We start from the raw sequence: 12,757 nt of genomic DNA, 5'->3' as shown, positions 1-12,757 counted from the left end.
GAACCAATACATATTTTCTTCCGTCGGGTAATTCTATAAGGGCTGAATCGTGGTGTACTCCGGAAATCCAACCGGTTTTATTGGCAATTTTTAGATTTTCAGGAAGCAAATGCGGAATAAGATCGGTATGTTTTTGTTGGCGCAAGATATTCAGCATTTTTTCATCAGCTTCAGGATTTACTGCATTTCCGGTCGCGAGAGCTTCAAAAATCAGCATTAAATCGTAAGCGGTGGTAGAGTTGCTTAACCCGGCTTCGTAGGCTTTCATATCTTCTACACCACGAAGCACATCAATATTTTTCGCACCCAGGTTTCGCATTGTTCTGTTTACATTCTTAGCATCAGCCAACTCGATTATAATATTAGTAGCCAAATTGCTGCTATAGATAATCATATCGGTTACCAGGTCTTCAATACTTCTTTTCTGGCCAATTTGTTCATACAGATGCTCCCCGCTGTCGCGACCAAGCTCGAGAGAATAAGCGCTGCCATCTAAGATACTTTTAAATTGATTTTTGACAATCAGGGAATCCTGAAGCGAAAATTTTCCCGCTGAAGCTTGTTTAAAAACCTCTATCATTACCGGGGTTTTCATCGTGCTGGCGGCGTGAAAATCTTCGTGATGATTTATATAAATACTGTTTTTTTCTTCGGAAAGATCTTTAAAAGCAATACCAAAATTACCTTGCGTGGTTTTAAAAATAGAAACAATATTATGCTGAAGTTCTTCAGTAGAAGTTTGTGCATTGCTTATAAAACAAGCAAAAATGAAAAAAATGGCGGGGAAAAACTTCATTGGTTTCGAAATTACTTTCCGAATTTAATGAAATTTCCCTAAACACACTTAAATACTGCCCAAAGCGATTTCTACCATTCGGCTAAAACTCTGCTCCCGGTCTTTTGCGGGTAAATGTTCCCCGGTAACCAGCGAGTCAGAAATCGTCAATACCGAAAGGGCCTGTACTTTATGTTTGGCGGCAACGGTATAGAGCCCGGCGGTTTCCATTTCTACACACAAAACACCATAATCTGCCCACTTTTTATAATTCTGGTCGCTTTCTTCGTAAAAAACATCAGAAGAAAGTACATTCCCCGCTCTGAATTTTATATTATGGTTTTTAGCAAAATTTACGGCTTTCATAAATAAATCAAAATCTACGGTAGGAGCATAGTCGGCGTGCTGAAATTTCGCCTTATTAAAACCTGAATTTGAAGAAGCAGCCATAGCTAAAACCACTTCATTTACCTTTAAATCTTCCTGATAAGAACCGGCAGAACCTACACGGATAAGCTTTTTAGCGCCGTACTCCGTAATTAATTCGGTGCAATAAATCAAGGCTGAAGGAATCCCCATTCCGGTAGCCTGTACGGAAACTTTTTTGCCCTGATAAGTGCCGGTATAACCCAGCATTCCTCGGACTTCATTATAACAAACTGCATTTTCCAGGAAGTTTTCTGCAATCCATTTTGCTCTTAAAGGATCTCCCGGTAATAAAACGTTTTCTGCTATTTCTCCCTTTTTTGCCTGTATATGTACGCTCATTCTATTTTTTATCTGAAGTTAAAAGCTTAATTCCCGAAGAAGTTCCCAACCTGGAAACACCTAACTCAATATATTTAATAGCAGTTTCTCTATCTTTAATTCCGCCAGAAGCTTTTATTTGCATTTTATTCCCTGCGATTTCTTTCATCAATTTTACATCTTCAAAAGTAGCGCCACCGCTTCCAAAACCGGTAGAAGTTTTTACAAAATCGGCATTTGCCTTTAAAGCAGCTCGACAGGCAACTTTCTTTTCGGCATCGGTTAAAAAGCAGGTTTCAATAATCACCTTAAGTACTTTAGAACCAATGGCTTTTTTAATTTCGGTGATTTCGTTTTCTATATAATCAATTTTTTCGGCCCTAAGCATTCCAATATTTATTACCATATCAATTTCATCGGCACCAAGTTCAATAGCATCTTTAGCTTCAAAAACTTTGGCTTTGGTGGTCATTGCTCCTAAAGGAAAACCTATTACTGCTGCTATTTTTACAGCAGAGCCTTCTAAAACCGATTTTGCTATTTGAATATAAGAAGGAGAGACGCAAATTGTATAAAACTGGTGATCTACTGCCTCTTTACATAACTTTTCTATATCTGCCGGTGTGGCCGTTGGCTTCAATAAAGTATGATCTATATATTGGTTGAGTTGCATAAAATGTATTTAATCTTTACAAAGCTAAAACTTTCTAACAGATCTAATTTATGATAATTCTCAGGTTTTTGATATTGTGCTGGTTTTAGGGATTTAACATTCAAAATTTATTTTTAATATTAATAAAAAAATATTAATGAAAATCTATTATATTTTGTAGTTTTCCAGAATTATTAGGTGTTATTCATCAATCCACTACTGAATGTTTAAAAATTGCTTTCTTCCCATATTCATCTTATCAATTTCTTTCACCACTTTTTCACAAGATTATTCCGAAGAAAAGATATACTCCTGGTATGATAAGCAGGTGGGAATTGAAAATTCTGTTTTATTCAGAGGTATTGAATATGTGGAGACAGATAGAATGATAAATGAAAAACATAAATTTTTTCAAACCAGGGATTTTCAAAATGGCTCTGTGAATTATGATGGGCAAATCTTCTATAATGTTCCATTAAAGTATAATATCTACGATGATTTATTACTTGTAAACCTGCAGCTTCAACAAAGAAATTTAATTTTTCAATTAATTGGAGAGCGAGTTAATCTATTTAAAATTAACAATCATACTTTTAAATATTTAAAAGCAGAAAATAATACGAATATAAGAGGCTATTATGAAGTTATAAATGACGAGGGCAAATTTAAAGTTTTTAAAAAACACCTGAAGAACAAAATGGAAGTTCGGGATAGGAATGTGGCTTATAATGAATTTAGTAACGCAGATTCAGATTTTATTTTTAAGGTTGAAAACGATTTTTTTGAATTGAATAATCGTAGAGACCTGTATTCTATGTTTCCAGATTTAAAAGGTGCTATAAGAAGTTTTTACAACGCTAACAGAAAGCAATTCCGCGATAACCCTGATGTATTTATGAATAAACTTGCCGCTGAAATGAACAATCTAATTTCAACTACTTCAACTGAAATTTAAGAATGAGAAAAACTCTACTCCTTTTATTACTTTTCTACTTCCAATTTTCTTACGCTCAAAAAACTGATCAGGAAATTTCTTTAAATTTTACAAACAAAGAACTTCCTGAAATATTAAAGGAAATGGAATCTATCACCAATTTTAAATTCTTTTTTGAGGAAGATTGGTTTGGATTAAATAAATATTCCGGGGAGTATTCAAATGAAAAACTTACTATAGTATTGGAAGATATCCTAAAGGAAACCAATATTAATTACTATATAAAAGGTGAACGTATTATCCTTACCCGTGGTAGTTTGATTTATGACAGGCTTCCGAAAGGATTTTTGGAAATTCAGGAAGAAAGAGAAATAGTACAGGAAAACCAGAGTGCTGATCCCGTTTTTTACAATGAGAATGAGGAACAGGCTGAAGTTGTTGAAACCGTTTTAATAGGAAAAGAAAACAGGCAATCTAATAGAAGTACATATAGGCTTTCTGGAAGAGTGGTTTCAGAAAAGGGAGATCCAATTTCTGGTTTAAATATTTTAATTCCTAACCAGAATAAGGGAACGGTTACAGATATTAATGGAAATTTTGAAATAAGACTTCCTAAAGGAATAAATATTTTAGAAACCCAGGCGCTAGGGGTGGACAAGGTTAAAAAACGCCTAATTGTATATAATGACGGAGTTTTAAATTTACAGCTAAAAGAAAGCTTTGAAGAGTTGAGTGAGGTTTTGGTAGAAGCAAATGCCAGAGATAATGTAAGAACAGCGCTTACCGGTGTAGAAAAAATAAACGTAGCTGAGATTAAAAATATTCCATTAGTATTGGGAGAGCGTGATATTTTAAAAGTTGCAACTACTTTACCAGGTATAACAACAGCGGGAGAAGCAGCCAGCGGATATAATGTGAGAGGCGGGAAAACCGACCAAAATTTAATTTTACTTGACGAAGGTGTTATTTATAACCCCACTCATTTTTTCGGCATTTTTTCTGGATTAAACCCTTTTACCACCGGCGATGTAAGTATTTATAAAGGAAGTATTCCTGCTGAATATGGTGGGAGATTATCTTCTGTGTTTGATTTAAATACCAAAACAGGAAATAAAGAGGAATTTGCGGGAGAGGTTTCTATTGGGCCGGTGACCGGAAATTTAAGCCTTGAAATCCCAATTGTAGATGGTAAATCGAGTTTAATAGTTGGGGGCCGGGGAACTTATTCTGATTGGATATTGAATCTTCTGGAAGAGGAATCTTTGCAAGACAGCCGGGCTTCATTTTATGATGTAGTAGCGAAATACAATCATAAATTTAATAATAGTGATGAGTTAAACATAAGCGGATATTACAGTAACGATGTTTTTAGTATCACATCAGACTCCCTTTTTAGTTATACTAACAGAATGTTTTCCCTCTCTTATAATAAGTTTATAAACGAAAAACACCAGGGCGAATTGGTGGTGACTAATAGCAATTATGACTTCAATTTAGATTTTGAGAGTGACTTTGGGAATGATTTTGAATCTGGGTATACCATTAATGAATCTGAAGTAAAAGTGAAAATGAAATATTTTCATAATAATGCTCATACTTTTAATTATGGAATAAGTGGCAAGTATTATAATGTTTCCCCAGGAAATATAAATCCTGGCAGCGCAGAATCACTTATTGAACCACTTAGTATCTCAAAGGAAAGAGCTTTAGAAACTGCCATATTTATTGAAGATAGTTTTGAAGTAACCGAAAGGTTATTAATAAATGCAGGATTAAGATACTCGTTTTATACAGCTTTTGGACCAGCTGAAATAAATAGTTATGAAGCCGGTCTACCCCGAAATGAAAATACAGTAACGGGCGTAGAGACTTATGATAGCCGGGAAGTGATTGAAACCTATGGTGGGCCGGAGGTGAGAATCTCAGGCAGATATTTCTTAACACCTACATTTTCTACCAAATTAAGCTATAATAATACCTATCAATACATTCATACTTTATCTAATAACACAACTGCCGCACCAACCGATACTTATAAACTTTCAGATAATTATATAAAGCCCCAAAGAGCTAATCAGTTTGCATTGGGATTGTTTAAGAATTTTGATAACAATATTTATGAACTTAGTTTGGAAGGTTATTATAAAACTTCTAATAACCTTTTAGATTATAAAGTAGGAGCCGATTTATTTCTAAATAAAAATATTGAAACTGAAGTTTTACAGGGGGAAGGTGAGGCTTACGGAGCAGAGTTACTCTTAAAGAAAAATAAAGGTAGGCTTAATGGCTATTTAGGTTATACGTATTCAAGATCTTTTATAAAACTAGAGGGAGATTTCCAGGAAGAAACAGTTAATAATGGGGAGTTTTTTCCTACCAATTTTGACAAACCCCACGATTTTAGTGCGGTACTAAATTATAAACTTACCCAGCGTTTCAGTTTTTCTGCCAACTTTGTTTATCAAACCGGTCGCCCAGTTACTTATCCTATTGCAAAATATAATTTTAATAATTCTGAATACGTAATGTATAGTGATAGAAACCAGTTTAGAATCCCTGATTATTACCGACTGGATTTAAGTTTTAATGTAGAAGGAAATCATAAAATTGAAAAATTTGCACATAGCTTTTGGAATATTTCAGTGTATAATGTTTTAGGAAGAAATAATCCATATTCGGTATTTTTTGTAACCGATAGCGGAGAAGTAAAAGCTTACCAGAGTTCTATTTTTTCAATTCCAATTCCAACTATCACCTATAATTTTAGATTCTAGATAACTTAATAAGATTGATGAAATTAATTTTAAAATATAAAATTTTCTTTGCTTTAATTGGCCTAACTGCCACTCTCGCATCTTGTGTAGAAGAAATACCAATTGAAAACGAAGGTTTTGAAGAAGCGCTTGTTGTTGAAGGATCTATAACTAACGAGATAAAACAACAGCAAATTAAGTTGTCTCAGGCTTTTAAAATAGATACCACGGGACCAAATCCCTTATCTGGTGCAATTATTAGGGTTAATGAATATGTTTTTGAAGAGGAAGAACCGGGAATTTATTTTTCAAAAGATAGTTTTGCTGCCCAGCGCGGGATAGATTATCAATTAAGCATTTCTGTAAACGGAAATCAGTATGAATCCCAACCTATGCAATTACCTGAACCCAGTAATATTGGTAGATTAGAATCTAATAGGGTTAATTATCGTGGAGAAGATGGGGTAGCAGTAACACTAAATAATCAAAATACAACGGGTACGGCCAACTTTTACAGGTATGAGTTTATCGAGACTTTTAAATTCACCTCTAACATGTTTAAAACTTCAGATATTATTATAGAGAATGGTATTGCAAAAGTGGTCCCGAAATTAAAAGAAGAATACACTTGTTACCAAACAAACCAATCTCAGGATTTAATTCTTGCTAATACTAACTCACTGTCAGAAGATAGCGTAAATAATCTATTAATAAATTTTATAAATTCAAACGAGCCAAAAGTATCTAATAGGTACAGTATTCTTGTAAAGCAATTTGTAATTAGTAGGGAAACGTATACTTATTATGAAATTCTTGAGGAGTTATCAGGGTCTGAAAATCTTTTTTCTCAAAGCCAACCGGGTTTTTTTTCAGGGAATATTTCAAATATCACTAATCCAGATGAAAAAATTATTGGCTTTTTCGACGTTTCATCTGTTTCAACTAAGAGAACCTATTTTAATTACGAAGATTTCTATGATCCTGAAAGTATAAGGCCAAAGTTTGTTTCTGATGTTGTATGTGAAGTTACCTTTCCTACAATAGAACTCTTAAGGGAGCAACTGGAGAATAATGCGGTTAGATGGTATGAAACTCCAATTCCTTTGCCGCTAAACCAGGCGCGTCCTGTATATGTTGTGCCACGACGATGTGTAGACTGTACGGTATTTGGCACAAACGAAAAACCTGATTTTTGGGAAGATTAATTTCAAACTTATAAAATGATTAAAAAAATTTATATATTTCTCTTCTTTGCACTAGTTGCCCAAATCGTGACTGCCCAATTTGAAGATGAGGGTATTTTTCTTCAAAATGAAGTGCCAAAAGAACGGGTGTATCTTCACGTAAACAGTAGTTTATTACTTAGTGGAGAAAAATTACTCTATAAATTTTATTGCCTTAATAGCGAGACCAATAAACTTAGCGAATTAAGCAAAACAGGTTGGGTAATTTTAGTAAATTCAGATATGCAACAGGTTTTTAAACATAAGTTGCAGCTTCAGGAAGGTCAGTCTTATTCAGATTTTTTTATCCCTTCAAATTTACCTTCAGGAGCTTATAAAATTTTAGCATATACCAACTGGATGTTGAATGCTGATCAAAACTATTTTGAACAGGATGTTTATGTTTTAAATCCCTATCAATCAGAAAATAAAGGATTTACTTTAAATGATTCCCAATTAACATTATCAAAAAATATTACTGCTGAAAAAAACACGCCTAATTTTAATTTAAAACTGAATAAAAGTTCATTCTCAACCCGGGAGCAAGTAGTCATCACTCTAGATGGTACTTCTAAAATAGAAGGAAATTTTTCAGTTTCAGTGAGACGAAAAAATAGTTTAAATAAACCTGAATTATTGAGCAGCACTAATTTTAATGAATTATATAAAAATATTCATTGGGATTTTTCAGATACGCTAATACTCCCGGAAGTACGGGGATCCCTTATTACCGGAAAGGTTATTAGTAGCGATAATCAACAAATAAAAAATAATTTAATAATCTCATTTCCAGGGCGGGAGCATCAATTAAAAATTGTTTCAACTGAAGAAAATGGTGAATTTAATTTTATAATAGACCAGCCAGTTAATAAAGATGAAGTTTTAATTCAAATTGCCAACAATAAAAATGATAATTATAGTATAGAATTAGCACAAAGTCCTCAACCAGATCTTGGCTCAATAACTTTTGAAACTCCAGAGATTTACGAGGGAGTTAAAGAATATATTTTAGAAAAAAGTATTAATAATCAGATTGAAAATGCATATTCGGCTACCAAAGCAGACCGTACAGTATTTCCCGGGAATAAAGGATATTTTTTTGAAGAAGAGCTAGAGAAGTTTAATTTAGATGATTACACCCGTTTTTCCGAGGTTACTCAAACTTTTGTAGAAATTATTGAAAATGGCAGAATTAAAAGAAATGCTGATGGAAGCCATAGTATATTGGTACGAAATAAGAATACAAACGGAGAATTTATCTTGCCGGCATTACTCGTAATAGATGGGGTAGTGGTACAGGATCACGATAAATTAGTTTCATTTGAGGCAGAAAGAATTGAAAGTATTGGACTATTAAGAAGTAAATTCTTTTTTGGTCCAGAAATCTATCAGGGAGTTGTAGTTGTGAAAACCAAAGACGGAGATTTTCCTGAAGCTTTTAAAGACAATTCTATAAAGCTACAACCTATTAATACTACCCAAAATCGTAAAAAATATTATAACCCCGATTATCAATCTGAAAATTTAGAACGCATTCCCGATTATAGATATCAACTCTGGTGGAATCCAACAGGAAAGTTTGAATCTGAAAAAGATGAATTTAAATTTTATACCTCAGACCTTACCGGAGAATTTGAAATTAATCTTCAGGGGTTTACCAATAATGGTAACCCAATATCTTTAAAAAAGTATTTTAAAGTAGAATAGGCTGTAAATACCATATTATACTTTTGTATATTAAAGATGTTTACGTTTAAAGTTTTTTAAGACGAAAACAGGTAGCAAACCTCCAGAAGGTCTATTTTAAATTTTTACGATTCTTAATTTATATGACTTCAACTTTGAAATATAGAGCGCATTTTTTTCTCATAGCTTTCGCGGTGTGTCTATCCTCTTGTGTAGAAGAAATTCCATTAAATTCAGAAAATTTTGAAGATGCTATTGTAATTGAAGCTCTGGTAACAAATGAGTTGAAAAAACACGAAATAAAACTATCGCAGGCTTTTAAAATAGATTCTACAGGTCCTAATCCCTTGTCTGGAGCAAGCATCTGGGTAACAGGAAACCGAGATTATATGTTTGAGGAAGTGGAACCTGGTCACTATCTTTCTATAGACAGTTTTGCTGCCCGCCCGGGAATAGAATATGAGCTTAATATTCTTGTTAACGGTAAAGAATTTAAGGCTGACCCGACGCAACTGACGGGAAATAGTAATATTGGTGAATTAGAAGCTAATAGAATTAATTACCTTGGTGAAGATGGAGTTGCCATTACCCTAAACAATGAATCGTCTCCTGGCGGTACGAACTATTATAGGTATCAATATGTAGAAACTTTTAAGTTTAATTCAAATTATTTTAAGCATAAAGATTTGATTCTTGTAGATGGCTTACCCGTAGAAGTACCCAAGCAAAAGGAAGAATACACTTGTTACCAAACAAATAATTCCCAGGAGATAATACTTGCAAATACAAATTCACTATCAGAGGATAGAGTGAGTGATTTACTAATTAAATTTATAGATTCAGAAGACCCTAGTCTTTCTAATAGATATAGCCTCCTGGTTAAGCAATATGTAATAAGTAGAAAAGCCTATAATTATTATAAAATTCTAGAAGAGCTTTCAGAATCTAATAATATTTTTTCTCAAAGTCAACCAGGGTTTTTCGATGGAAATATCCAAAGTACAAACAACCCAGATGAAAATGTTATTGGATTTTTCGATGTTTCTTCAGTCACTACAAAAAGAATTTATTTTAATTATGGAGATTTTTATAACCCAGAAGGTATTAGACCGCGATTTGTACCTTTTGCTCTTTGCGAAGAAACTTTACCAAGTCTCGATAATTTAATAGAACAATTAGAAAGAAATGCTGTAAGATGGGGAGGAGTAACCACATCTGGAGGTATCTATGTTTTGCCAGCGCGATGTGTAGATTGTACTTTTTTTGGAACTAATGAAAAACCTGATTTTTGGGAAGATTAATTGAAATTTATTAGCCTTTACTATCAGGATAATCTTCATACCAATCATCAAAGGTTTTCCTGGTTTTATAACTATCGGTGAGAACCTTATAAACAGTATATATAAGTAGAATTTGACCTATAACCGTTAAATAAAAAATCACCGGAAAATTAATATTAAAATAAACCATGCTAGTTATTACTACTAACAGAAGAGAGGTGATTATTAAATATGTCCCATTATTTTTCATAATCTTTAAATTACAGAATATTGCTTACACCATCTCTTAAAGGGATATTAAAGTATTGTTATGGAATTTAAAATGTTTGGTAATAAGTAATTTATAAACCCATCGGTTTATAAAACAGGTAGTATTTATAGCGCGATTGATTTTAAATTCAGTTCTATAGCTTCAGCTTTATTTTCTATAATTTTATAGAATGTATTTAATCTGAGGGTTTCAAAAACCTGTGAGGTACCGCTGCCGGCCCATTTAATTGTGATTTTTTGTATTTCTGAAGCCTTTCCTAATCCTATTTGAGCCCTTAAAGTAGAGGCACCAAAACTACCGCCAGAACTAATGGTATGAAATATAGAACGTGTTTTTCCATTTTCCGTAACTAAAACTTCAATTTTACTTCCTATGGCGGCCTTGTTTGCTTCAATTCCTTCTAGTTTTAAGCTTATCCAATTGTTTTCAGCATCATACGGATTAAGATATAGAGAATTAAAAAATTTATCACCTTCATAAGCGCCGCCCATAACTACGTGAATATCCTGGTCTCCATCATTATCAATATCAGAAAAAGAGACGGCGTGGCCTTTTTGTATATGGCCAAAGCCACCTGCTGTGGTCACATCCTGAAACTTTTCCCCTAAATTATTTCTAAAAACCCTGTTTGGAATAATAGACTCGTAACTTACTTCTCCTGTACTCAAATAAATATCAGGATAACCATCATTATCCAAATCGCCGTAATTGGCACCCATAGCGTAGCCTATTTTATCTAATCCAACCGCTGCAGAAACATCGGTAAATGTTCCTTTATTATTTTGATAAAGGCGCATCGTTTCAGCATTATTTCGTTCGCCTAAATACTCTTTAGTAATGTCTGGGACAATGGTGTAAAAATCGCTTTTTCGATATCCGGCTACAAAAATATCCATCCAACCGTCATTATTATAATCAAAAGACCAGGTGGGAAAACTGGAAATTTGCTCACCCAATCCTACTTCAGCTCCTGCTTCTTTAAAACTTATATTTCCCTTGTCATCACTTCCATTATTTAGATATAATAAATTTTTGCTTGAAGCCTGGAGCGTAGAAATATAAATATCCATCCAGCCATCGTTATTATAATCCCCGCTAGTTACACCTTTTATATAAAATGTTTGATCTTTTTTACTCACCGAAAGTCCTACACGGGAAGTAATGTTAGAAAAGGTTCCGTCTCCATTATTTTTGAAAAATTCAGAAGGATGAATATAATTTTTTTCAGATTCATTTCCTATAAATAAATCTACCCAACCATCATTATTAAAATCTGCCCAGGTGGCGGTTTGGGTAGGGTGGAAGGAAAGTAGACCAGATTCAATAGTAACATCGGTAAAAGTGCCATCTCCATTATTTTTAAGTAGAGAGTTTGGATGTTTACCTAAAGATCCCATCCAGGCACCCCGCATTACAAAAACATCAAGAAAACCGTCGTTATTATAATCTGCCTGTACCATATTCAGGCCACCTGTAACTAATTCTAGACCGGCAGTTTCTGTTTTTTCTGTAAATGTTCCATCTCCATTATTTATAAAATATCTAAGATTATCTGAAGGCGACCAACTTGAAACCAATACATCTAAAAGATGATCGTTATTAAAATCATCTACAATTCCGCCACCCGATAGCTCATTGACATTTAAACCTAATTTGGGGGCAATATCTTCAAATTTCTTCAGTGGATAATCAGATTCAAAAGCCCTTTCAGAAATTAACCATTTTTCGGGAACACCTTCAGGATATTCTCCTAAAGTCATATAAGCAATATTCAAAAGCCATTTACTATTATAATCGTGTGAATTTTGTCTTAAGAATTCTTCATAAAGTTTAATGGCATTCCTGGAGCCATTAGGAACCTGGTGAAAGCCTTTTGGATTAATTGGAATAATACAGGATGCTGAAGCATCATGATGATGTATACAGTTTTGCTGTTCACCCAGGCGCATATAAGCCAGAGCGAGTAAAGGGCCTATACTTTCTTCTTCATGAGCTTCCAGTTTGTATAATAGCAGCCCGCCGCTACTTGCATCTTTTAAATTTTCCAGGATAGTAATAGCTTCTTCGGTTCTACCGGCGTATAACAGGGCACGCGCTCTTTTAAGATTATATCTTTCTTTTTGGTTTTTTGGTGCCACTTGTGCTATGCTATCAAAATATTCTGCTCTTACTGAAGACGCATAAATATTTTCGGGTACAAAAAATTGAGTTTCGGCTGTTTCTTCTAGAAGTTCAGGCATTGTCTTTTTATTGTCACAGGAAACAAAGACTAAAATTGAAAATACGGTAGTAAATAGATACTTCATGATTTTATAAGGTAATATTACCTTTATTTCTATCTAAATGAATTGGATTTGATGACTGATACAGATAGGTGAAATTGAATTATTTAATTTATTAAACCTAAGGAAATAAAATATTTTTATGAAGTGCCTT

At 33.6% G+C, this 12,757-nt stretch carries 9 protein-coding genes; 5 read left to right on the top strand and 4 right to left on the bottom strand.

Going from position 1 to position 12,757, the window contains the following annotated elements; translation table 11 throughout:
* From AACZ30_RS09965 to deoC, 3 genes are all read right to left on the bottom strand, one after another.
* On the bottom strand, positions 1 to 796 hold a 796-nt coding region (locus tag AACZ30_RS09965), incomplete at its 3' end, for a serine hydrolase (protein ID WP_339649127.1).
* A gap of 48 nt (positions 797 to 844) precedes the next feature.
* Positions 845 to 1,543, bottom strand: coding sequence for a purine-nucleoside phosphorylase (gene deoD / locus AACZ30_RS09960; protein WP_339649126.1), 699 nt, complete (start codon positions 1,541 to 1,543; stop codon positions 845 to 847).
* Between the two features lies 1 nt (position 1,544).
* Positions 1,545 to 2,195, bottom strand: a complete 651-nt coding sequence (deoC, locus tag AACZ30_RS09955; RefSeq protein WP_339649125.1) for a deoxyribose-phosphate aldolase — start codon at positions 2,193 to 2,195, stop codon at positions 1,545 to 1,547.
* 202 nt (positions 2,196 to 2,397) lie between these two features.
* Between deoC and AACZ30_RS09950 the strand changes: the two genes are divergently transcribed.
* From AACZ30_RS09950 to AACZ30_RS09930, 5 genes are all read left to right on the top strand, one after another.
* On the top strand, positions 2,398 to 3,129 hold the full coding sequence (locus tag AACZ30_RS09950) for a hypothetical protein (protein ID WP_339649123.1): 732 nt from the start codon (positions 2,398 to 2,400) through the stop codon (positions 3,127 to 3,129).
* Positions 3,130 to 3,131: 2 nt separating this feature from the next.
* Positions 3,132 to 5,882, top strand: coding sequence for a carboxypeptidase-like regulatory domain-containing protein (locus AACZ30_RS09945; RefSeq protein ID WP_339649122.1), 2,751 nt, complete (start codon positions 3,132 to 3,134; stop codon positions 5,880 to 5,882).
* Between the two features lie 17 nt (positions 5,883 to 5,899).
* Positions 5,900 to 7,066 carry a DUF4249 domain-containing protein gene (locus tag AACZ30_RS09940; RefSeq protein WP_339649121.1) on the top strand — a complete coding sequence of 389 codons (1,167 nt, stop codon included), beginning with the start codon at positions 5,900 to 5,902 and terminating at the stop codon, positions 7,064 to 7,066.
* Between the two features lie 15 nt (positions 7,067 to 7,081).
* Positions 7,082 to 8,791: a hypothetical protein gene (locus tag AACZ30_RS09935; RefSeq protein ID WP_339649120.1), complete on the top strand. Its 1,710-nt coding sequence runs from the start codon at positions 7,082 to 7,084 to the stop codon at positions 8,789 to 8,791.
* Between the two features lie 122 nt (positions 8,792 to 8,913).
* Complete coding sequence (locus AACZ30_RS09930; protein ID WP_339649119.1) at positions 8,914 to 10,071, top strand: DUF4249 domain-containing protein; 1,158 nt, start codon at positions 8,914 to 8,916, stop codon at positions 10,069 to 10,071.
* A 354-nt stretch (positions 10,072 to 10,425) separates the two neighbouring features.
* Here the strand turns inward: AACZ30_RS09930 and AACZ30_RS09925 are convergent, their stop codons facing one another.
* A complete protein-coding gene (locus tag AACZ30_RS09925; RefSeq protein WP_339649118.1) occupies positions 10,426 to 12,627 on the bottom strand; it encodes an FG-GAP-like repeat-containing protein in 2,202 nt (733 codons plus the stop codon).
* Between the last annotated feature and the right edge of the window lie 130 nt (positions 12,628 to 12,757).

Source organism: uncultured Salegentibacter sp. (assembly GCF_963972535.1).
In the GTDB taxonomy this organism is placed as follows: Bacteria; Bacteroidota; Bacteroidia; order Flavobacteriales; family Flavobacteriaceae; genus Salegentibacter.
The sequence above is the reverse complement of the archived record's forward strand: the minus strand, read 5'-3'. Positions and strand labels throughout refer to the sequence as shown.